The organism is Thioclava sp. GXIMD4215, assembly GCF_045291555.1.
Lineage (GTDB): Bacteria > Pseudomonadota > Alphaproteobacteria > Rhodobacterales > Rhodobacteraceae > Thioclava > Thioclava litoralis.
Genome location: NZ_CP149515.1, coordinates 2,462,584 through 2,482,630, shown reverse-complemented (window position 1 = coordinate 2,482,630; position 20,047 = coordinate 2,462,584). Strand labels below are relative to the sequence as shown.

Annotated in this window: 19 protein-coding genes; 10 read left to right on the top strand and 9 right to left on the bottom strand. The window is 61.2% G+C overall.

The window, feature by feature from the left end; all coding sequences use genetic code 11:
• Positions 1 to 181 precede the first annotated feature (181 nt).
• The 10 genes from WDB86_RS12380 to WDB86_RS12335 all read left to right on the top strand — a co-directional run bounded on the left by WDB86_RS12380 (position 182) and on the right by WDB86_RS12335 (position 10,514).
• Positions 182 to 1,537: a type II and III secretion system protein family protein gene (locus WDB86_RS12380; protein ID WP_406721281.1), complete on the top strand. Its 1,356-nt coding sequence runs from the start codon at positions 182 to 184 to the stop codon at positions 1,535 to 1,537.
• Positions 1,538 to 1,540: 3 nt separating this feature from the next.
• Entirely contained in the window at positions 1,541 to 2,188 is a 648-nt protein-coding gene (locus tag WDB86_RS12375) for an OmpA family protein (RefSeq protein WP_406736056.1), read from the top strand.
• 218 nt (positions 2,189 to 2,406) lie between these two features.
• A complete protein-coding gene (locus tag WDB86_RS12370; protein WP_339108202.1) occupies positions 2,407 to 3,675 on the top strand; it encodes an AAA family ATPase in 1,269 nt (422 codons plus the stop codon).
• A 27-nt stretch (positions 3,676 to 3,702) separates the two neighbouring features.
• Positions 3,703 to 5,142: a CpaF family protein gene (locus tag WDB86_RS12365; RefSeq protein WP_339108203.1), complete on the top strand. Its 1,440-nt coding sequence runs from the start codon at positions 3,703 to 3,705 to the stop codon at positions 5,140 to 5,142.
• Between the two features lie 2 nt (positions 5,143 to 5,144).
• The gene (locus WDB86_RS12360) at positions 5,145 to 6,113 is read left to right on the top strand and encodes a type II secretion system F family protein (RefSeq protein ID WP_339108204.1); all 969 of its coding nucleotides are present in this window, start codon (positions 5,145 to 5,147) and stop codon (positions 6,111 to 6,113) included.
• A 24-nt stretch (positions 6,114 to 6,137) separates the two neighbouring features.
• Entirely contained in the window at positions 6,138 to 7,118 is a 981-nt protein-coding gene (locus WDB86_RS12355; RefSeq protein WP_406736055.1) for a type II secretion system F family protein, read from the top strand.
• Positions 7,119 to 7,132: 14 nt separating this feature from the next.
• Positions 7,133 to 7,693 carry a tetratricopeptide repeat protein gene (locus tag WDB86_RS12350; RefSeq protein WP_406736054.1) on the top strand — a complete coding sequence of 187 codons (561 nt, stop codon included), beginning with the start codon at positions 7,133 to 7,135 and terminating at the stop codon, positions 7,691 to 7,693.
• 24 nt (positions 7,694 to 7,717) lie between these two features.
• A complete protein-coding gene (locus WDB86_RS12345) occupies positions 7,718 to 8,578 on the top strand; it encodes a tetratricopeptide repeat protein (protein ID WP_406736053.1) in 861 nt (286 codons plus the stop codon).
• Position 8,579: 1 nt separating this feature from the next.
• On the top strand, positions 8,580 to 9,086 hold the full coding sequence (locus WDB86_RS12340; protein ID WP_406736052.1) for a prepilin peptidase: 507 nt from the start codon (positions 8,580 to 8,582) through the stop codon (positions 9,084 to 9,086).
• A gap of 117 nt (positions 9,087 to 9,203) precedes the next feature.
• Positions 9,204 to 10,514, top strand: a complete 1,311-nt coding sequence (locus tag WDB86_RS12335; protein ID WP_339108209.1) for an ATPase — start codon at positions 9,204 to 9,206, stop codon at positions 10,512 to 10,514.
• Here WDB86_RS12335 and WDB86_RS12330 read toward each other — a convergent pair.
• From WDB86_RS12330 to tolB, 9 genes are all read right to left on the bottom strand, one after another.
• Positions 10,511 to 11,512 carry a LytTR family DNA-binding domain-containing protein gene (locus WDB86_RS12330; protein WP_406736051.1) on the bottom strand — a complete coding sequence of 334 codons (1,002 nt, stop codon included), beginning with the start codon at positions 11,510 to 11,512 and terminating at the stop codon, positions 10,511 to 10,513. The two genes, WDB86_RS12335 and WDB86_RS12330, sit on opposite strands and share 4 nt — an antisense overlap.
• A gap of 214 nt (positions 11,513 to 11,726) precedes the next feature.
• Complete coding sequence (gene folD / locus WDB86_RS12325) at positions 11,727 to 12,629, bottom strand: bifunctional methylenetetrahydrofolate dehydrogenase/methenyltetrahydrofolate cyclohydrolase FolD (protein ID WP_406736050.1); 903 nt, start codon at positions 12,627 to 12,629, stop codon at positions 11,727 to 11,729.
• Entirely contained in the window at positions 12,626 to 12,931 is a 306-nt protein-coding gene (locus WDB86_RS12320) for a chorismate mutase (RefSeq protein WP_339108212.1), read from the bottom strand. Before WDB86_RS12320 ends, folD begins: the two co-directional genes overlap by 4 nt.
• Positions 12,932 to 13,094: 163 nt before the next feature.
• Positions 13,095 to 13,682, bottom strand: a complete 588-nt coding sequence (locus tag WDB86_RS12315; RefSeq protein WP_406736049.1) for an MOSC domain-containing protein — start codon at positions 13,680 to 13,682, stop codon at positions 13,095 to 13,097.
• A 198-nt stretch (positions 13,683 to 13,880) separates the two neighbouring features.
• Complete coding sequence (ftsH, locus tag WDB86_RS12310; protein ID WP_339108214.1) at positions 13,881 to 15,794, bottom strand: ATP-dependent zinc metalloprotease FtsH; 1,914 nt, start codon at positions 15,792 to 15,794, stop codon at positions 13,881 to 13,883.
• A 93-nt stretch (positions 15,795 to 15,887) separates the two neighbouring features.
• Positions 15,888 to 17,192, bottom strand: a complete 1,305-nt coding sequence (gene tilS / locus WDB86_RS12305; protein ID WP_406736048.1) for a tRNA lysidine(34) synthetase TilS — start codon at positions 17,190 to 17,192, stop codon at positions 15,888 to 15,890.
• A 9-nt stretch (positions 17,193 to 17,201) separates the two neighbouring features.
• The gene (gene ybgF / locus WDB86_RS12300) at positions 17,202 to 18,044 is read right to left on the bottom strand and encodes a tol-pal system protein YbgF (protein ID WP_339108216.1); all 843 of its coding nucleotides are present in this window, start codon (positions 18,042 to 18,044) and stop codon (positions 17,202 to 17,204) included.
• Complete coding sequence (gene pal, locus WDB86_RS12295; RefSeq protein ID WP_339108217.1) at positions 18,044 to 18,577, bottom strand: peptidoglycan-associated lipoprotein Pal; 534 nt, start codon at positions 18,575 to 18,577, stop codon at positions 18,044 to 18,046. The genes ybgF and pal overlap by 1 nt, the downstream gene beginning before the upstream one ends.
• A gap of 66 nt (positions 18,578 to 18,643) precedes the next feature.
• Complete coding sequence (gene tolB, locus WDB86_RS12290) at positions 18,644 to 19,972, bottom strand: Tol-Pal system beta propeller repeat protein TolB (RefSeq protein WP_406737046.1); 1,329 nt, start codon at positions 19,970 to 19,972, stop codon at positions 18,644 to 18,646.
• Between the last annotated feature and the right edge of the window lie 75 nt (positions 19,973 to 20,047).

Genomic DNA, 20,047 nt, shown 5'->3' with positions numbered 1-20,047 from the left:
GGCAACAGATGGACGGTAAAACCTGCATGTGACCTCAACGGCACAAACCGCAAGGGCGGTTATAAGCAAATTATTGCCAAATGTCCCTGTTTCGGTCATGCTCCTTTGAACGCAGTTAATGATCGCCAAGCGGACGCCAGAGCCGTAAGATTTACGATGTGATCGGAGAGGCAGGATCACAATGAACCTAAAGACTTTCTTCACGGCAGGGCTTTTGGCTTTGTCTTGCGGCCTCGGCGTGGTTTGCGCCGCCAATGCCGAAACATTGCGCGTTATGTCCGGTGCCTCATCCGCACCGCTGGCCGTGCCGATGAACCGTGCTGTGGTGGTGGAGAGCGACCAGCCTTTCACCGAATTATCCATCGCCAATCCCGGTATTGCCGATATCACCACGCTGTCCGACCGCACGATCTATGTACTGGGCAAGCTTCCCGGGCGCACGACAATGACCATTCTGGGCGCGGATGGTAAACTCATCTCGAATGTCGAAGTGCAGGTCACACCGGATATCGCCGAGTTCAAGGAGCGGCTGAAACAGATCCTGCCCGGCGAGAATATCGAAGTCCGCACGGCCAATGATGGTATCGTGCTCTCGGGCACCGTCTCTTCGACCGGCAAGCTGGATCGGGCGCTGGATCTGGCCAACCGCTACGCACCCGACCGCGTGTCAAACCTGATGACCGTGGGCGGCACCCAGCAGGTGATGCTGCAGGTCCGCTTTGCCGAAATGCAGCGTTCGGTGGCAAAAAACCTGAACGCTTCCATTGGCTTGGGCCTAACCCGTGGCAATGCCAGCACCTCTTTGACCAATGCGACCAATAGTGGTGAAGGCGGGCAGTTCGGGCTCAGCCTGACCCGTGGCACCTTCGAAATGAACGTGCTGCTTGAGGCGCTGGAATCCAAGGGCGTCGTGCGCACATTGGCCGAACCGAACCTGACCGCCTTGTCCGGACAGGAAGCGCATTTCCTTGCCGGTGGCGAATACCCGATTCCGGTGGTCGACGATGATGGCATCGCTATCGAATACAAGCCCTTCGGCGTCGAGCTGACCTTTATTCCCCGCGTCATCGATGACGGTGTCATCAATCTGGAAATGAAGGCTGCGGTATCGGCCATCGATACCAGCGTGACGATGGAATCGGGCGGCTTCTCGGTGAATGCCTTCAAGCGGCGCGAAACCTCTACGACGGTCGAGATGCGGGACGGAGAAAGCTTCTCTATCGCGGGTATTTTGCAAGATGATTTCAACGGGTTGAACGATCAGGTGCCGTGGCTGGGCGACGTGCCGGTTCTGGGCGCGCTGTTCCGTTCAAGCGAATACGAGCGCAAGCAGTCCGAACTGGTGATCATCGTCACCCCGCATCTTGTCACACCGACCAAAGGCATGGCCTATGCCCTGCCGACGGATCGGGTGAAGCTCCCGTCGGAATCGGATATGTTCCTCTTTGGCAAGACCACGGGGCGTCCGGTCAGCGGGGCTGCCGCCGAAGTCGCCAAGCAGGATTATTCCGGCTCTTACGGTTATATGATGGAATAACAGATGCACGGTTCGGCTTTCACACTTACGCTTTGCGCAGCGGCGCTGACCCTTGCGGGATGTACCCAGGAGATCGGGAATTCTCTGGGAAGTACCGGCTACGGGTCTGCCACGGCGCACAACCTTCAGGTTATGACCAATCCTCAGGATTTTGCGGTCAACCTGAACAGCAAGTTCAATGCCAGCGTCCCCACAACGATCAACTTCGCCTTCAATTCGGCCGTGCTGACACCGGAAGCCCGTGCGATTCTGGCCCAGCAGGCCAAGTTTATCCGCCAGTTCCCCGAGGTGCGCTTCCGTGTCTATGGTCACACCGACCTTGTCGGATCGAACGCCTATAATAAGGCACTTGGTCTGCGACGCGCGAAAGCTGCGGTCAACTACCTGACATCGCAAGGGATTTCCAGATCAAGACTGGAAGCCATCGTAAGCTATGGCAAAACACAGCCGCTGGTTCTGACCAATGCCCCGAACGAACAGAACCGCCGCACCGTCACCGAAGTCTCGGGCTTTGTGGAAAGCAATCCGATGGTGATGAACGGGAAATACGCGCAGATCGTTTTCCGTGATTACGTGACAAGCGCGCAGCCCCCCACACAACTTACGGGCGGTGAGTCTACATCGGTCGGAACGGTCACAGGCGCGAAATAAGAAGCATAGTTACGAATGTCTTGCAGCAGGTGGTCCGTGGAAACAAGGGCCGCCTGTTATCATGATCGTCGCCTATATCCCCACAATTGAAACAGTCTGGCCGCAATCTTGCCAAGATTCGGCATGATCTTGAGCCAAAGCGAGGCCCCTGCGACCGAGTCGCGGCGGGTCACCCTATGGTCACTCCGATGACCGAAAACGGAAGGGACGTCAGGCAGATGAGTGCAGCACCTATACTAAGCCCGGAGCCGGCGCCGCTGGTGGCCTGCACCGTGTCGCGTGATGTGTCGAACTTCAATCTGCTGATCGAGGATATGGAAGCCGAACTTGGCGAAAGCTGGGGCGATCTCGGCTTTGATGACACGCTTTTGTTTCTCAACCAGCCCGATGCCGAAACGCTGGAATTTCTGGCGATTGCCGTGGACGAGGATGACGAGATCAATCTTGACCGCATCACGCGCATCATCACGACCGCCAAGGAAAAAGGGCTGCGGATCATTCTGATCGCCGAAGAGCTTTCGCCGATCGCGCTGCACCAGCTGCTGCGTCTGGGGGCGGATGATTTCGTCCCCTATCCTCTGCCCGAAGGCGCGCTGCACGAGGCCATCCACCGGCTGGGCCATGCCCAGGATACCGTCGAGGATTTCGCCCCCGCCCAGCCACGCAAAACCAGTCAGGATCGCAACGGCGCGGTGTTGGCCGTTCATGGCATGGCAGGCGGCGTGGGCGCATCGACCTTTGCCGTCAATCTGGCATGGGAGCTGGCCTGCAATCCCGGCGCAAGCGGCAAGAAACGCACCGCGCTCCCCGAAGCTCCGCGTGTCTGCGTGATCGATCTGGATCTGCAATACGGCACGATTTCCACCTATCTGGACCTGCCGCGCCGCGAGATCATTTTCGACACGCTCAGCAACACCGCGCAGATGGATGCCGAGCTGTTCCATCAGGCGCTTCAGGTCTATCAGGACAAGCTGCATGTGTTCACGGCCCCTGCGGACATGCTGCCACTGGATCTGCCGAGCACCGAGGACATCTCGCGGCTGATCAAGATGGCACAGAGCCAGTTCGACTTCGTGATCATCGACATGCCGTCAACCGTCGTGCAATGGACCGAAACGGTGCTGTCGGCCTCCGATCTGTATTTCGCCATGCTGGAACTGGATATGCGCTCGGCCCAGAACCTGCTGCGGATGATCCGTGCGCTTCAGGCCGAGGATCTGCCGGTCGAGAAGCTGCGCTACGTGTTGAACCGCGCACCGAAATTCACCGATCTGGCCGGCAAGTCGCGCGTCAAACGTCTGGCCGAAAGCCTTGATATCACGATCGAGCTGCACTTGCCCGATGGGGGCCGCGCCATCACGCAGGCCAATGATCACGGCCAGCCCCTTGCCGAAACGGCCGCCAAAGCGCCGTTACGGCGCGAATATCAGAAGCTGGCGCGCAGCGTCTACGACCGTAACCACGCTGCGAAGGCTGCACAGGGCTGATCCCGGACGGGATCGGAAAGGACAGATATGTTCTCGCGTTACAAAAAGCCAACCGCCCAGCCTGCCCCGCCCCCCGCCGCTGCGGTCGACAAGGCCCCGACGGTCGAACCCGTGGTGGAGAAAGCCCCGCTGGTCACCCGCCGCATAGCGCCCGCAGCGCCCGCGCAGGCAGAGCCGCAGGACAAGGACCGCCGTCGTCGCCAGAAGCTGGGCGAGCTGAAAACCGAAATCCATACCCGCCTGCTCGAAGACCTCAATCTGGCGGCGCTGGAAACGGCGCGCGAATCCGATCTGCGCTCGGAAATTTCCGCGATCGGGTCCGAAGTCCTGCAAGATGCCGGTATCGCCCTGACCGCAAGCGAGCGCACGACACTGATCGGCGAGCTTTATGACGAGGTGATGGGGCTTGGACCTCTCGAACCGCTACTCAAAGACGAGACGGTGTCCGATATTCTGGTCAATGGCCCGCAACAGGTTTTTGTGGAACGCGGCGGCAAGCTGGAGCTGACCGACACCGTTTTCAAGGACGAACGCCACCTGATGCGGATCATCGACAAGATCGTGTCGGCCGTGGGGCGCCGTGTCGATGAATCCAACCCCTATGTCGATGCCCGTCTGGCCGATGGGTCGCGCTTCAACGCGATGGTGCCGCCGATTGCGGTGGATGGCTCGCTGGTTTCCATCCGGAAATTCAAGAAAGACAAGCTGGGCATTGACGATCTGGTCGGGTTCGGCGCCTTTACCGAGGAGATGGCCGCCTATCTGCAGGCCGCCGTCTCGACACGGCTGAATGTCATCGTCTCGGGCGGGACCGGCTCGGGCAAGACCACCACGCTCAATGCGCTGTCGTCTTTCATCGACAATTCCGAGCGTATCCTGACCATCGAGGATACCGCCGAACTCCAGCTGCAACAGACCCATGTGGGCCGGATGGAAAGCCGCCCGCCCAATGTCGAAGGGCGTGGGGCGGTGACGCCGCGCGACTGTCTGAAGAACGCGCTCCGGATGCGCCCCGACCGGATCATCGTGGGCGAGACCCGCGGCGAGGAGGTCATCGACATGCTGCAGGCGATGAACACCGGCCATGACGGGTCCATGACCACGATCCACGCGAACTCGGCCCGCGATGCGATGTCGCGGCTGGAGAACATGATCGCGATGGCAGGGATCGAGATGCCGATCAAGGCGATGCGCGCCCAGATCGCCTCGGCTGTGAACCTTGTGGTGCAGGCCTCGCGTCTGCAGGACGGCTCGCGCCGGATGACCTCGATCTCGGAGATCACCGGCATGGAGGGCGATGTGATCTCGATGCAGGAACTGTTCCGCTACGAGCGCCTCGGCCTGACACCGGAGGGCAAGATCATCGGGCGGTTCACCGCAACGGGCGTGCGGTCGCATTTCTCCGACCGGTTCCGCCAATGGGGCTATGACCTGCCTGCCTCGATCTATGAACCCGTGGAGGGCTGAGCATGGGCGCGATTTCCACCGTTGCCATCTATGCGGTGATCTTCATCGCGGTGCTCTTGCTGGTCGAGGGCATCTATCTGCTGGTCTTCGGCAAGTCGATCTCGCTGTCGCGGCGCGTCAACCGCCGCATCGATATGCTGGAAAAGGGCGGTCGCCGCGAAGAAGTGCTGGAACAGCTGCGCAAAGAGGTGACGCAGCACGAGAAGGGGCGCAACATCCCCTTCTATTCGCTGCTGGCCGACAAGGCGCAAAAGGCCAATATCGCCTTCAGCCCGCAGGCGCTGATGGGGGTCATGGCGGCCATGAGCCTTGTGGTCTTTGCGGGCCTCTCGGTCGGGCTGACGGTGGATCTGCCTACACGTCTGCTGCTTTCGGTGGCGATGGGGTGCGGCGCGGTGTTCCTGTGGGTCTCTGGCAAGGCGAAGAAACGCATGGCCCTGGCCGAAGAACAACTTTCGGATGCCATCGAACTGATGGTGCGCAGCCTGCGGGTGGGGCATCCGCTTTCCTCGGCCATCCAAGCCGTGGCCAAAGAAATCCCCGACCCGCTGGGCACCGAATTCGGGATGATCGCGGACGAGGCCGCCTATGGCCGCCCCGTGGCCGATGCCCTGCGCGATCTGGCCCAGCGGCTGGACATGCAGGATCTGCGCTTCCTCGCCGTGGCGGTATCGATCCAGCAGCAATCGGGCGGCAACCTTGCCGAGGTGCTCGACGGGCTGTCCAAAGTGATCCGCGCAAGGTTCCGTCTGTTCCGTCGCGTGAAAGCCATTACCGCCGAGCCGAAATGGTCGGGCATGTTCCTCTCGGGCTTTCCGCTGGTGGTGCTGGCGGGCATCCTGATCGTCTCGCCCACCTATTACGACAAGGTCAAGGATTCCGATATGTTCCTGCCTCTGGCCATTGCCGTCTTCGTCCTGCTGGGCATGAATGTGCTGTTCATGCGCATCATGACCAATATCAAAGTCTAAGCCCCGCTTTTCAAAGAGACCCCCATGAGCGCGCTCTCCCAATTCCTGACCCAATCCCTTGGCCCGCTAGGACCGATGATCGCGCTTCTGGTGCTGGCGGGCGGGCTGATCCTTGCCACCCTGCCCTTTCTGCTCAAACGGCGCAGCGATCCGCTGGACAAGATCGCCCAACAGCGGCGCAATTCGCAGCCGGTAACGGCCACAAGAAGCCCCGCAAAACTGCGCGAAGGCAGCGGCAATGACGCGCTGGAACGGTTTGCCGGTTTTCTGGAACCGCAAAACGAAAAGGAAATGTCGGCCGCCAAGAAATGGTTGCAAAGCGCGGGCTATCGCGGCCCGAATGCCGTGCGCAGCTTCCACGCAGCCCAAGCCTCGGCGGCGATTGGCGGGCTTGCGCTGGGGGCGCTGATCACGGTCTATCTCACCCTCACCAATACCGACCCGCTGGAACCTGCGGCGATGATCGGCCTGATCATGGGACCGGGCGTTGTGGGATATTTTGGTCCGAAACAATGGGTCAACAGCCGTGTCGCAGCCCGCACCGCCGAATTGCAGAACGGCTTTCCCGATGCGCTGGACATGCTGCTGGTCTGTGTCGAGGCCGGACAGTCGCTCAATCAGGGCATCATCCGCGTGGCCCGCGAACTGGCCACTTCCTGCCCCGCCATTTCCGAGGAATTCGGTCTGATCGCCTACGAGATCAAGGCGGGCAAGGACAAAGCCACCGTGATGCGCAATTTCGGGGAACGCTCGGGCGTGAGCGACATCCAGAGCTTCGCCACCGTCATGATCCAGTCGCAGACATTCGGCACCTCTATCGCCGAGGCCCTGCGCATCTATGCCGCCGACATGCGCGACAAACGGATCATGCGCGCCGAGGAAGCGGCCAACAAGATCCCGACAAAAATGACCTTGGGCACAATGGCGTTCACCGTGCCGCCGCTTCTCATCATCCTTGTTGGGCCTTCGGTCTATGATATGATAAACAGCTTCAGCAACTTCTGACGCTCTAGAGCCCGATGCCCGCCACCCGACGCCTGATTGCCCTTGCCTGTCTGTCTGCCGCGCTCGCGGGCTGCGTGCCGCTGTCCTTCGGCACCTCGCAATCGCCCTATGCACCGGGCTATGCGGATGGCGACGGGGTGGACGGGCTGATCGTCGGGCATCGTCTGATGGCAGCGGGCGAATATGATCTGGCGCTCAAGGCCTATTACCGCGCGATGGCCGAACACGGGGCCACAGTGGACACGCTGTCGGCCATCGGTTCGGCCAATCTCAAACTCGGGCGCTTGGGACAGGCGGAACAGATCCTGCGCCGTGCCACCGAAAAAGACGCGAAATTCGTGCCCGCCTGGAACAATCTGGGCGTCGTGCTGATGGAAGAGGGCAAGGTCGCCGAGGCCGCGCGGACCTTCCGCATCGCCTATGGTCTTGATAATGGCGAATCTGACGCGATCCGAGAAAACCTTATGCGCGCGCTCGCAAAAATCGACAAACCGGTATATGATTCTCCGCAAGAACAGACATTCAAGCTGGTGCGGCGCGGGCATGGTGAATACCTGCTGCTGACCAAGCATTGAGGCCGAGCGAGAGGACGCAACACCATGCGCCAGATTATTGTGATGACCGCCCTGCTGGGAGGCGCGCTGATGCTTGCCGCCTGCGGTGCCAGCGACAGTGCCAAGGAGGCCGAGGCCTTCAAGACCGTCAATGCGATCGACGAAACGAACCTGTCGGATATCATGCTGACTGTCAGCGACCCGAAGGAGGCTGTGAAATATTTCCAGCGCTCTGCCAACGAAAACCCCGACCGGATCGACCTCAAGCGGGGGCTGGCGAAGTCTCTGGTGCGGGCCAAACAGCATGATCAGGCCGTGAAGGTCTGGCAGGCGGTGCTGGCCATGCCCGGTGCCACGGATGCCGACAAGGTCGGTCTTGCCGATGCCCAGATCCGCAGCAATGACTGGGCGGGCGCGAAGGCCACGCTCAACACGGTGCCGCCCACCTACGAGACCTATGACCGTTACCGGCTGGAAGCGATGGTGGCCGATAGCAGCAAGCAGTGGAAAAAGGCCGATAGTTTCTATGATACGGCTGTCGGGCTGACAACCCGCCCCGCCGGTGTGCTGAACAACTGGGGCTTCTCGAAACTGACCCGTGGCGATGCCAAATCCGCCGAAAAGCTTTTTGCTGAAGCGCTGACCTATGACCCGTCCAGCTTCACCACCAAGAACAACCTCGTTCTGGCCCGTGCCGCGCAACGCAAATATGACCTGCCGGTGGTCGACATGACCCAGACCGAGCGGGCCCAGTTGCTGTATACGGCGGCGCTTTCGGCCATCAAGCAGGGCGATGTGAATACCGGACGCAGCCTCCTGCAGGAGGCTGTTGACACCAACCCCCAATATTTCGAAGAAGCCGCCCGTGCCTTGGCCGCGCTTGACGCCAATAAGGTCAAGGCCTGACATGTTTGCCGCGCCCCCGTTTGCAGCAGCCTGCCTTTTCCTGCTGGCGATGACACCGGTCTGCCTCTGGGTGGCCGCCACCGACCTGCGGGACATGAAAATCCGCAATGTCGCGGTCTATACCACGGCGGGGATCTTTGTTTTTCTGGGGCTGGCGGTGCTGCCTCCCGAGGTCTGGGCATGGCGGTGGGTCAATTTTGCCGTGGTTTTGGCCATCGGTTTCGCGCTTTTTGCCTTTGCAGGCTTTGGCGCGGGGGACGTGAAATTCGTGTCGGTCGCCGCGCTCTTTGTCTCGCATGAGCCGGGGCAGATCTCGCTGGCGATGATCTGCCTCTCGGTCGGTTTGCTGGCGGGGCTGGGGTTGCATCAACTGCTCAAACGCCTGCCCGCCCTGACCCGTGCGACCTCCGGCTGGCGCAGCTGGACTGCCAAACGCACCCCCGCTGGCGTCGGGCTGGCGTTGGCCCTCTGGATCTATCTGGCCCTTGCCGTTCTGGCGGCAGGATAAGACCACCCCACGCCCGCATTTTTCCCGAATTCGGCCATAATGCGGCGTCACCTTCTGCCCAGACGCATCTGTATGTCTGTCGTTCCGGTGACCATGTGTGAGGAAAAGGTTTCTGCCATGAATATGATGCTCCGCCCGATTACGGCCCCGCAGACACCGCGCAGCCTGTCGGAGACGGGGCTTAGCCTTGTGATGATGCGCGACCTTCTTTTGAAGACGATGTTCCGCACCAATCAGACCACATTGACCGCATTGGGCGCCCTGATGTGCCTGCCAACCACCTTGCTGCAAGAGCTGATCGATCTGGCCCGCGAGCAGCGCCTTGTCGAGGCGATGGGAACGCTGCATGCCAATTCCGGCAACGAGATGGCCTTCCAGCTTTCGGATGCCGGTCGCGCCCGCGCGCTGGACGCGCTGGCGCAGTCGGAATATTACGGCGCGCTTCCCGTGCCGCTGGTGCAGTATCGCGAGCAGGTCAAACGCCAGTCCATCCGCAATATCCAACTGACCCGCGAGGCGCTGTTGCAGGCGATGGGGCACCTTGTCCTGCCGCCGGATCTGATCGACCAGCTCGGGCCTGCGGTCGGCTCGGGGCGCTCGATCCTGATGTATGGCCCGCCCGGCAACGGGAAATCCTCGATTTCCAACGGGATCCGCGACGCGCTCGGCGACCAGATCTATATCCCCCGCGCCATTGAATATTCGGGGCAGATCATCACCGTCTTCGACCCCATCATCCATACCGAGGCCCCGATCCCCGAAGAAGACCCGACAGCGCTGCGCCGCGCAGGGCCACGTTTTGACCGCCGCTATGTGCTCTGCGCACGCCCGACCGTCATCACAGGGGGCGAATTGACGCTGGATATGCTGGATCTCAAATTCAACCCGACGGCGCGCACCTATACCGCGCCCCTCCAGTTGAAAGCCTCGGGCGGTGTCTTCATCGTGGACGACCTTGGCCGCCAGTCCGAGCCACCACAGAAGCTGGTGAACCGCTGGATCGTGCCGCTTGAGGAAAGCCGTGATATCCTCGCGCTGCAATCGGGCGAGAAATTCGAGGTGCCTTTCGATACATTGGCGATTTTTTCCACCAACTTCCACCCCAATGCCATCTTCGACAAGGCCGCGCTGCGGCGTATCTTCTTCAAGATCAAGATCGACGGCCCTAATCAGCGGGATTTCCTCAAGATCTTCAAACTCGTCGCGAATAAACGCCAGATGCCGTTGAACGAAGCTGCCCTGCTCCATCTGCTGAAGGTGAAATACCCCAGTATCAACAATATCTACGCGAATTATCAGCCGATCTTCCTGATCGACCAGATGATCGAGATCTGTAAATTCGAAGGCCTTCCGCGGCAGATGTCGCCCGAGCTGATCGACCGCGCATGGGCCAATATGTTCGTGCGTGACGAAGAGATCCTACATTAGGACACACGCATCTGCGGCGACGGCTCTGCGGGCGGCAGGGGCAGGTCGAAAAGACCGGCATCCTCGACATCGGACAGATAGGTGCGCGACACCGGCACCACAGCCCCGTTGCGCAGGGTCAGCTTTGCCTTGGAGGTCATTTTGCGGGCCTCTGTCACCGCATCTTCGGCCACCCAATGCGACCGGTGCACCTGCAGCCCTTCCACACCGTCCAGTTCGGTGATGGCGTCAGCCAGCCGGATCAAAACCTGATGCGACCCCTGCGAGGTGGTGACATGCACATAATGGTCGCGGCTTTGCAGATGCCAGATATCGCCATGATATTCCTCCGGCAACCGCTCCAGCAGGCGTGGGCGGTGGGCAGGCTGCGGCCTCGGAGCCGGTGCAAATGGCACAGGGGCATGTTCGGCAGGCAGAATGTCGGACGGGCCGGTTTGCGGCGGGCGGACGTTTACCGGCTGACACCGTATCTGCGCAGGTGCCCCCCCGACAGAAGGCGGGTCCTCAGGGGACAGATCGCCCTGCGATGACGGCAGATCTGCCTGCTCTTGCTCTTGCTCTTGCTCTTGCTCTTGCTCTTGCTCTTGCTCTTGCTCTTGCGGGTAGAACACGCGCCGCAATGTGACACAAAAGAATGTCATCGCAAAATTATAGGCCCCGAGTTCCAGCAAGCTGGGCAGGTTTGCACGCGCCGTATCCGCGAAATAGGACAGCAGCGCCAGATAGGGAAACGCCATGATGACGCCAACGCTGACCGATTCCAGCAGCACATAACGCCAGAACTGCCGGACCCCCAGAACCGTCTCGTAAAGCAGCCGGAACCCGCAGCCGATCAGAATACCGAAGGCCCAGAGCGACGGCCAGTAGACCAGCCTTTCACCGAAAGTCAGCCATTCGAATGTGCCAAACGGCCCGCCCAATATCCCGAACACCGACGCGGCGCCCCAAGTCAGAAGCAGCGTCGGCACGCTCAGTGAATGAAGATAGGTGCTCCACATCGTAAGGGACCTCTTGCTTGGCGTGCCCTGTCCCACCCGCTAAAGCGAATGCCTTTGTCATGAGCCCAGAGTAATTCCTGTTCTGCGCTCCAGAATAAACAAAAATAATTGCACCTTTACGAACGTCGCAAAAACGAGACAAACGCCGGGGGTATTTTCCGGCGTTTGTCAAAGGTTCAATTTACGGTTGATTCGCCCCCTGCCCCTTGGCGGCTCAGGCCGTCAGCCCCTCCGGTTCGGGCAGGTTATTGGCGCGGGCGCAGGCGGTCAGGGTATTGGCCAGCAGGCAGGCGATGGTCATCGGCCCAACCCCTCCGGGAACCGGCGTGATGGCCCCTGCCACCTCTGCCGCCGATGCAAAGTCGACATCCCCGACCAGACGGTGCTTGCCCTCGCCCTTTTCGGGGGCCGGAATGCGGTTGATACCAACGTCAATCACCGTGGCACCCGGTTTGACCCAATCGCCCTTGATCATTTCAGGACGGCCAACAGCGGCCACCAGAATATCCGCGCGGCGGCAGATCTCTTCGATATCCTTAGTGCGCGAATGCGCCACCGTCACCGTGCAGCTATCGCGCAGCAGAAGCTGAGCCATCGGCTTGCCCACGATATTCGACCGCCCCACCACAACGGCATTCAGCCCCGAAAGCGCGCCATGATGATCGCGTAGCATCATCAGACAGCCCAGCGGCGTGCAGGGCACCATGGATTTCTGCCCCGTCGCCAGAAGCCCGACATTGGAGATATGGAAGCCGTCGACATCCTTGGCCGGATCGATCGAATTGATGACCAGATCCTCGTTGAGATGTTTGGGCAGCGGCAGCTGGACCAGAATACCATGCACGGCAGGATCGGCATTGAGACGCGCGATCAGCTCCAGCAATTCCCCCTCGGAGGTCTCGGCAGGCAGCTTGTGCTCGTAGGAATTCATGCCGACCTCGACAGTCTGCTTGCCCTTGTTGCGCACATAGACTTCCGATGCGGGGTCTTCCCCCACCAGCACCACAGCCAGACCGGGCGTAATACCGTGATCGGCTTTCAGGCGGCTGACCTGAGCGGCCACCTCCTCGCGCACCGAGGCCGCGAAGGCCTTGCCGTCAATGATCGTCGCAGTCATTCAAAGTCTCCCGTGCCAAGAACACGCTCTTCGCGCTGGATCGACGCCTCGATCATGATGCGATAAAGCTGCTCGAAAAGTTCAACATCGCCGTTACATTGCGCGGCATGCGCTTTGACCTTGGCGACAACATCCTCGACCCGCTCTTCGATCCGTGCCGGCATATCCTCTTCCGGCTTCAGATCGATTGCGCGATCAATCAATGTCAGACGATAGGCAAGATGCTCGACAATCTGGCGGTCGAGCCAGTCGATCTGCTCGCGCAGCTCTTTCATCGAGGGAATGGTCTTCGGATCTTTCATAGGACAATCCACTGCTTATCTATCCGGCGGCACAAAGATTGACGCCGCTTACATTGATGGCGCTACCTATTACATCCCCAGCACAGGCGGACAAGCCCGCGATCGACAGGTCATGTCGATATTGCGCCCTTGCCCCATGAAAGATCGCGATAAAGGCCTGATCCTACCAATCGTGCTGAAGTTTCGACCATGCGCGTTGGTCCGGCACCCAAAGCTGCAAGCTCTGCCCCAGTGCCAGCCGTCCCGGACGCTGCACCCAGACCGTCACACCGCGCCGCCCCGTGGCCGCAGGCTTATAGGCCTTGCCCTTCCCGGGATGCACCGCCTCGATGATGGTGCCGGGCAGCACGCAGGGCCGGTTCTCCATATCCACCACCAGCGCCACACCCTCTTCGCTTTGCAGACGTGACGATGGCGGAATATGGGAAAAATCCGGCAACCCGCGCAGCACGACCGACGCCCCCACCCATTCGGGACGCAGCTCGGGAATGCGCATGGCAAACGCGGTCTCGGCCATTTCCTCGGCAGAAAGCAGCGTCATCTGGCGGGTATTGGCGATAATCGTGCCCTTGGCAAATTGCGCACTGACCCGCGAGCAGGCAGGCCGTGTGCGACCGCGATGGGCCTCCCCCAGCGGGCCGTCGAAATCCAGTTCAAGCTCGGTCCGCGCCACCGACTCCATCTGCCCCTCGGGCACGACCCCAAGCCAGACAATCTCGGCACGATACCCCGTCGGCTTCAAGGCGGGCATGAATAATCCTGTCAAATCACCGCAAGCACGCAGCAGACCCATGCTTGGACCGCATAGCGGAAAGGTCAAGATCCGTCGTTACGTTCGCAGCTTTGCCCTGACACGAAGAGTCTGGGCGATACCTTGGCCGCAACATCCGGCCCCTTTGCAAAAAAGGCCGCCCCGAAGGACGGCCTTTTGTAGAATCTGCCGAAGGCATCACGCTTTGGGATCGGTCTCGCCCGTCTCCGGAGCGGTCTCGCCGGAGGTCTCGGGCTTGGTCTTGGAGATCGAGTTGACGGTCGGCAGGCCGCCCAAGGGGGTATCATCGTCCCCGCCCAGCGTCTCGCCCCGGATGACCTTCTTGATTTCCTCGCCGGTGAGGGTCTCGTATTCCAAGAGGCCCTGCGCAAGACGTTCCCATTCCTCTTCGCGCTCGTTGATGATGCGGACCGCCTCGCGATAGCCCTCCTCGATCAACTCGCGCACCTCGTCCTCGATCAGCTGTTTGGTCGCGGTCGAGACAGAGAAGCCTGCGGTATTGCCGGAATAGCCCTCATGCGCTTCGGAATAGTCGATATTGCCGACCTTGTCGGACATGCCCCAGCGCATCACCATCGCCCGTGCAATGGCCGATGCCTGCTGGATATCGCCGGCCGGACCGTTCGACACATGGTCGGGGCCCCATTTCTTGATCTCGGCCGCCTTGCCCGCCATCGTCATGGCGATCTTCTGCTTGGCCTCGTCCTTATGGTAGTTCAGCTTGTCCATCTCGGGCAGCGAGACCACCATACCAAGGGCCTGACCGCGCGGAATGATCGTGGCCTTATAGACCGGATCGCATTTGGGCAGCGCAAGGCCGACAATCGCGTGACCGGCTTCGTGATAGGCGGTCATTTCCTTCTGCTCGGGCGTCAGCACCATCGAGCGGCGCTCGACCCCCAGCATGACCTTATCCTTGGCCTGCTCGAAATCTTCCATGGTGACGAAACGACGCCCCACACGCGCGGCCATCAGCGCCGCCTCGTTGACGAGGTTCATCAGATCGGCCCCCGAGAAGCCCGGCGTGCCGCGCGCGATAGTGCGCAGATCGACATCGGGACCAACCGGCACCTTGCGGGCATGGACGGTCAGAATCTTCTCACGGCCCTTGATATCGGGATTCGGCACATGGATCTGGCGGTCGAAACGGCCCGGACGCAGGAGCGCGGGGTCCAGCACGTCGCGGCGGTTGGTCGCGGCAACGATAATGATGCCCTCATTCGCCTCGAAGCCGTCCATCTCGACCAGCAGCTGGTTGAGGGTCTGTTCACGCTCGTCATTGCCGCCGCCGATGCCGACACCACGGGCGCGGCCCACAGCGTCGATCTCGTCGATGAAGACGATACAGGGCGCGTTCTTCTTGGCTTGTTCGAACATGTCACGGACGCGGCTTGCACCGACACCCACGAACATTTCCACAAAGTCGGAGCCCGAGATGGTGAAGAAGGGCACGCCTGCCTCGCCCGCAATCGCACGCGCCAGAAGCGTCTTACCGGTGCCCGGAGGGCCAACCAGCAGCGCGCCTTTCGGGATCTTGCCACCAAGGCGGCTGAATTTCTGCGGGTTGCGCAGGAATTCCACGATCTCTTCCAGCTCTTCCTTGGCCTCGTCGATGCCTGCGACATCGTCAAAGGTCACGCGGCCCTGCTTTTCGGTCAGCAGTTTGGCTTTCGATTTGCCAAAGCCCATCGCGCCGCCTTTGCCGCCGCCCTGCATCCGGTTCATGAAGAAGATCCAGATGCCGATCAGCACGAGGAAGGGCAGCCAGACGCCCAAGAGCGACATGAAGCCCGACTGCTCCTGCTTCACCACTTTGACCTGCACCCCTTGCGAGATCAGACGCTCGGCGATCGGATCGGTCAGAGGTTTGACGGTGGAATAAGTCGACGTGCCGTCTTTGAGCTGATAGCGCACATCCTCCCCATCGATCTGAACATTGCTGACATTGCCCTTATCGACTGCCGTAATAAATTCGGAATAGTCGACTTGCTGCGAATTCATCGCGTTCTGTCCATCCCCAAACAGGTTGAACAGGGCGAGGATCAGCACGAACAGCACGGCCCAAAAGGCTAGATTGCGCGCATTACCCAAGGAAAAACCTCCAATTCATTTTGACATCCTTGCGACGCCCGGATGAGCGGGCAGGAAGCCGTTGATCTGAAAATAGGGATTTAGGCTCAGGGTTCAACGGGTGAATAGCATTGAGCGGGTGAACGGGGTCGCAATTTCTGCATTCCAGCCATTCGGAAGCCCTGCCAAGGGCGCCGCAAGCAGTGTCGGACCGTCCCAAACCGCCGGACTCGCCAGAAGCGAGGCCCGCGGCACCCCTGTCGCGCGCCAGTCGGGGCATTGCGCAAGCCCTTCCTTTCCCAAAGCGGCGATGGTCAGCCCCCTGCATGCGTAAGCCCCCGTCTCTCCCTGTGCCTCTGGCCCATCACGCCCGACGCGCCAGCGGTCCCATTGCGTGATCTGCGCCGATGACACAGCCACAACCTGTTGCGCCACCGCCGCCAGTTCGCGGGTAAAGCGCACGGAGCCACCCTTCTGGCTGCGCTGCACACCGGCCAGCGTTCTGGTCTGGGCGAGATCGCGGCAGAAGGTCTCCAGCTTGGGGCCCCGCGGCGCATAGGCCCCGCCCCCGATCCAGCCGAGAATCACCGCGAAGAGACGGCGGCGGAATTCGCCCTGCACTTCGCCCTCCAGCCCTTCGAGACTGACCACCACATCGCCACGGTCGATCTGCACATGGCGCGCGACCATCGCGGCCAAAGCGGTCGACAAAGCCTCTTCGGCGCGGGCCAGATGCGATACCGTCTGGCAGATCTCCTTGGGCGTAATCCCGAGCGCCGCCAGATGCGGGGCCGCTTGGCGCACCTTCACGCGGTCATATTTCGGGTTGTCGTTTGACGGGTCCTCGGCCCATTGCGCACCGATCCCGCGCAGATAGGCGCGCAGGTCCTCACGCCCGAGATCCAGCAAGGGACGGTGCCACGTGACGCCGTTCTCGACCCAAGCCTGACGCATGCCCGACAGCCCCTGCACCCCCGAGGCCCGTGCAAGACGCATGAAAAAGGTTTCCATCTGGTCATCGGCGGTATGGGCCATCGCGATATGGGAGACCCCCTGCTGGCGTGCCCAAGCCCCCATCAGTTCCATCCGCGCCCGCCGCGCGAGATCCATCAGATTACCCCCCGACGGCGCCTGCCAGCGTAGGGTCCAATGCGGCAGGCCAAGGCTTCGGGCCACCTGCCCCACCATGCGCGCCTCATCGGCCGCCTCGGGACGCAGCCCGTGATCGACGGTCACCACCGCCAGATCCAGCCGCCCCGCCAGCAGATGCAGCATCGCCATCGAATCACCGCCCCCCGAAACCGCCAGCCCCACGCGGCGGCCCTGCATGGCCGCCACAAACGCCTCGGGCACGGGCGGCCCGAATGGCAAACTGCCGCGACAGGGCGCGGCAGTCGGGGTCTTGTCATGACCGGACACGCAAGGGCCTCACATACAGCCGAGCTTCGACATCTCCGCGCGGGCCTCGGACACGGCCTGCGCCTGCGGATAGCGTTGCCCCACCTGTCCCAAGGCCGTGCAGGCTTCGCTGCGCTGGCCAAGCTGACCCAGAGCCCAGCCCAGCTTCGTCAGGCTTTCCGGTGCTTTATCCCCGTCAGGATAGGTCGAGAAAGCGTTCAGCCAGGCCCTTGCCGCCCCTGCGGTATCGCCGGATTTCTGCAAGGCCTCGCCCTGATAATAGAGCGCGTCGTCGCTTAGCGGGCCACCCGTGTAGGATTGGGCAAAGGCCGCAAGCTCTTTCGCGGCGCGAGGAAAGTCACCCTGATCGAGCACCCCCTTGGCCCGATCGAAGTCCGACTGTTCATTCATCGCCAGATCGGCACTGGACTGGCCGGACCCGTTCGAGGACGCTGCCGGCGTCGGAGCCGCTGCAGCACTGCTATCTGCCCCGCCCAAAGGCGCGGTTTTACCAATCGAGGAGATGTCGCAACCCTGCTCCATCTCGCAGACACGGAATTCCAGATCCCCGATCCGGTTGGTGCCATCACTGACCACCCGATTGATCTTGTTCTGCAATTCTTCGGTCTGCGAGGTCAGCCGCGACAGCGACGCCTCCATCGTATCCATCCGTGCAAGCGCCGAGGCTCCGCCCGCCGCCTGAAGTCCCGAAGAGCCGGAAGACACCAGCTCCTGACGCAGGCCTTGCACCTGCGCCGAGAGCTGCGCCAGTTCCGAGCGGATATCGGCCAGAGACTGCTGGTCCTGCGCGAAGGCGGGCAGGCCCGCCATCATTGCCAAACCACAGACCGCCCCCTTCAGCGCACGCATCATCAGGAACCCGCGCCTTGTGCGATCACCGTCACGGCGCGACGGTTCTGCTGGTAGCATTCCGGTGCCGAGCAGACCGCGATCGGGCGCTCTTTACCATAGGACACGGTGCGCAGACGGTTGCCGCTGACACCTTGGCTGATCAGGAAGGCCTGTGCCGCGCTTGCACGGCGTGCCCCCAGCGCAAGGTTGTATTCGCGCGTGCCCTGTTCGTCGGCATGGCCTTCGATCACGGCAGTGTAATTCGGGTGGGCATTCAGCCATTGCGCCTGTTGGGTCAGGATCTGGGTGGCTTCGGGCGACAGGGTCGACTGGTCGACCATGAAATGCACCATGTCACCGATTTTCTTCTGGAAATAGGCGGGCGAGTTGGGGTCGTTGATATCGCCTTGGCTGACCGAGCCGTCCCCATAGCCGCTGCCATAGGCACCGCCCGGATCATTCACGCCCGAGCCATCGCCGAAGCGGTCGGGATTGTTACACGCGGCAAGGCCCAATGCGCTCAGCAGCAGGGCGGCTTTGAATGCGGTTTTCATAGATCGTTCCATCATATCAGGTGCTCGTCATGAGCAGGGTAACAGTATTCTTCGGGCTTGGAAATGTCACTGCAGAAGCGGTGACCACGTCACATCAGAGGCGGCGCCGGGCGTCGGCACCTGCTTCAGGTTGCGGCCGGAAATATCCACCGACCACAGGCTTGCACCGCCGTTCGCGCCGGGGCTTTCGCGGGTGAACATGATCACACGGCCATTGGGCGACCAAGTCGGACCCTCGTCAAGGAAGGAAGCGGTCAGCAGGCGTTCTTCCGAACCATCGGTGCGCATGACGCCAATATGGAAGCGCCCCGCATGCTGCTTGGTGAAGGCGATCATATCGCCGCGCGGCGACCAGACCGGCGTCGAATAGCGCCCTTCGCCAAAGGAAATACGGGTGGGCTCGCCGCCGCTTGCGCTCATGACATAAAGCTGCTGCGTGCCGGAGCGGTCGGATTCGAACACGATCTTCGACCCGTCAGGGCTGTAAGAGGGCGCGGTCTCGATGGCGGGGCTATTGGTCAGGCGCTGCGGTGCGCCGCCATTGATGCCCATCCGGTAAAGGTCGGTATTGCCGCCCTGCTCCATCGAATAGAGGATCGAGCCGCCATCGGGCGAGAAGCGCGGCGAGAAGGTCATCGTGCCGGGGGTCTCGGGCAGAAGCTGCGAACTGACATTGCCCACATTCATCATCTTGATCCGCGGGAAGCCGGTTTCGAACGTGGTATAGATCAGCTTGGACCCGTCCGCCGAGAAGCGCGGCGCCAGAACGATGGTGCTGGAATCGGTGAGATAATTCACGTTCGCGCCATCATAATCCATGATCGCCAGACGTTTCTGACGGGCATTTTTCGGGCCGCTTTCGGACACGAAGGCCACACGGCTGTCGAAATAGCCACCCTCGCCGGTGATGCGCGAATAGATGGTATCGGCCACCTTATGCGCCAGACGCCGCCAGCTTTGCGGGCTGGCCGCCAGTTGCTGGCCCTCCCCCATCTCGGCCCCCGAATAGATATCGAAAAGACGGAATTTCACGACTGCCTTGCCGCCCTGCATCGAGACAGCGCCCACAATCAGCGCCTGCGCGTTGATCGCGGTCCAGTCGGCATAGTTCACCTGCGTGCCGAAGCTGGAGAAGCGCTGGATATGGGCGTTTTGCGGGATCTCGCGGAACAGGCCCGTGCCGGTCAGATCCGAACGGATCACGCTAGAGATATCCTGCGCAATCTTCGAGGCATCGCCGGTTTCGGCGATGAAGGTCGGCATGGCAAAGGGCAGCGGCTCGATCACACCATCGGTAATCTCGACATGCAGAGGTTCGCCATCCTGCGCCATCGCCGGAGCCGCAACCAGCCCCGCCGTCATCACACTTGCGGCGGCCACTCCGGCCAACATCATACGCAGCATCGAAACACTCCTTGTCTGGTCCGTTCCCGTCTGGTCAGAACGGGCAGGTTTTGTCGGTTGTAGCGC

Bases quoted from the DNA above. Each gene is read 5' to 3' on its own strand.
- WDB86_RS12355 (WP_406736055.1), top strand. From the start codon at position 6,138: ATGAGCGCGCTCTCCCAATTCCTGACCCAATCCCTTGGCCCGCTAGGA.
- WDB86_RS12330 (WP_406736051.1), bottom strand. From the start codon at position 11,512: ATGTGGAGCACCTATCTTCATTCACTGAGCGTGCCGACGCTGCTTCTG.
- WDB86_RS12365 (WP_339108203.1), top strand. From the start codon at position 3,703: ATGTTCTCGCGTTACAAAAAGCCAACCGCCCAGCCTGCCCCGCCCCCC.
- WDB86_RS12340 (WP_406736052.1), top strand. From the start codon at position 8,580: ATGTTTGCCGCGCCCCCGTTTGCAGCAGCCTGCCTTTTCCTGCTGGCG.
- WDB86_RS12350 (WP_406736054.1), top strand. From the start codon at position 7,133: ATGCCCGCCACCCGACGCCTGATTGCCCTTGCCTGTCTGTCTGCCGCG.
- WDB86_RS12320 (WP_339108212.1), bottom strand. From the start codon at position 12,931: ATGAAAGATCCGAAGACCATTCCCTCGATGAAAGAGCTGCGCGAGCAG.
- WDB86_RS12375 (WP_406736056.1), top strand. From the start codon at position 1,541: ATGCACGGTTCGGCTTTCACACTTACGCTTTGCGCAGCGGCGCTGACC.
- folD (WP_406736050.1), bottom strand. From the start codon at position 12,629: ATGACTGCGACGATCATTGACGGCAAGGCCTTCGCGGCCTCGGTGCGC.
- WDB86_RS12335 (WP_339108209.1), top strand. From the start codon at position 9,204: ATGAATATGATGCTCCGCCCGATTACGGCCCCGCAGACACCGCGCAGC.
- WDB86_RS12370 (WP_339108202.1), top strand. From the start codon at position 2,407: ATGAGTGCAGCACCTATACTAAGCCCGGAGCCGGCGCCGCTGGTGGCC.
- pal (WP_339108217.1), bottom strand. From the start codon at position 18,577: ATGAAAACCGCATTCAAAGCCGCCCTGCTGCTGAGCGCATTGGGCCTT.
- WDB86_RS12315 (WP_406736049.1), bottom strand. From the start codon at position 13,682: ATGCCCGCCTTGAAGCCGACGGGGTATCGTGCCGAGATTGTCTGGCTT.
- WDB86_RS12345 (WP_406736053.1), top strand. From the start codon at position 7,718: ATGCGCCAGATTATTGTGATGACCGCCCTGCTGGGAGGCGCGCTGATG.
- tolB (WP_406737046.1), bottom strand. From the start codon at position 19,972: ATGATGTTGGCCGGAGTGGCCGCCGCAAGTGTGATGACGGCGGGGCTG.
- WDB86_RS12380 (WP_406721281.1), top strand. From the start codon at position 182: ATGAACCTAAAGACTTTCTTCACGGCAGGGCTTTTGGCTTTGTCTTGC.
- WDB86_RS12360 (WP_339108204.1), top strand. From the start codon at position 5,145: ATGGGCGCGATTTCCACCGTTGCCATCTATGCGGTGATCTTCATCGCG.
- ybgF (WP_339108216.1), bottom strand. From the start codon at position 18,044: ATGATGCGTGCGCTGAAGGGGGCGGTCTGTGGTTTGGCAATGATGGCG.